The 1,009-nt window shown below is 62.1% G+C and carries 2 protein-coding genes; one reads left to right on the top strand and one right to left on the bottom strand.

Translation table 11 applies throughout. The features are described from left to right. The coding region (locus tag AC1DY5_RS56925; protein ID WP_478122922.1) for a Bug family tripartite tricarboxylate transporter substrate binding protein at positions 1-524 on the bottom strand (524 nt) is incomplete at its 3' end. 198 nt (positions 525-722) lie between these two features. Here AC1DY5_RS56925 and AC1DY5_RS56920 point away from each other — a divergent pair. After that, positions 723-1,009: GntR family transcriptional regulator (locus tag AC1DY5_RS56920; protein WP_478122921.1), on the top strand; the 287-nt coding region annotated here is incomplete at its 3' end.

Genomic DNA, 1,009 nt, shown 5'->3' with positions numbered 1-1,009 from the left:
TTCTTGTAGTACTCCATGCCGAGATGGCTGGGGGTCCCTGGGCCGGCCGAGGCATAGCTGACTGCGCCGGGCTTGCTCTTCAGGTACGCGCCCAGCTCCGTCATGTTTTTCGCTGGCACCGACGGGTGCACAACCACCACGCTGGGCACGGTGGCCGCCAACACGATGGGCGTGAGATCCTTCTGCGGGTTGTAGGGCAGCCGCGCGCCGTAAAGGCCTGGGTTGACCGCCAACCCGCTGAGCGTGGACAGCAGGATCGTGTAGCCGTCGGGCGCGGCCTTGGTGACGCTGGCGATGGCGATCTGCTCGCTGGCGCCCGGCTTGTTCTCGACCACCACCGCCTGCCCGAGGCGCTTGCCCAGTCGCTCTGCGACCACTCGCGCCAGGGTATCGGTGGAGCCACCGGCCGAGTACGGCACAACGATCTTGATCGGCTTGGTCGGATAGTCGGCGGACCAGGCCGGCTGGGCACCGGCGACAAGCAGCGCGACAGCGGCGAGAGCATTCAGGGAGGAAACAGTCATCGGGCGCTCCAGTTGAGTTGGGTGTATGACTCGACCAATCGGAACATTTGGTTGAATCATCAGCCTTGAATTGTTGAACAATTAAAGCCAAATTGAAAGGCATGACTGCAAGCAATTTCTAAGTGGATACCCTCATTTTGTTGAACAATCAGGGGGCGATGTGCAGCGGAATCTGCTACAAACCCACCACCCACCCCAATGAACCCGCCCGATACCCCCTCCCCCGAAGCCCAGACGCTGAGCGAACGCATGGCCGAGCAGGTGCGGCAGAAGATCACGCAGGGCGAGTTCTTGCCCGGCCAGCGCCTGTCCGAGCAGGCCCTGAGCGAGAGCCTAGGCATTTCGCGCAACACGCTGCGCGAGGTGTTCCGCATGCTGACCAAGGACGGCCTGGTCAAACACGCACCGAACCGAGGAGTGTTCGTGGCCATCCCGAGCATCGCGTCGATCATCGACATCTACCGAGTTCGCCGGCTGATTGAATG

The sequence above is a fragment of the Variovorax sp. P4_D9 genome (genome assembly GCF_056401695.1).
Note: the sequence above shows the minus strand (reverse complement) of the source record. Positions and strands in the feature narration are given on the sequence as shown.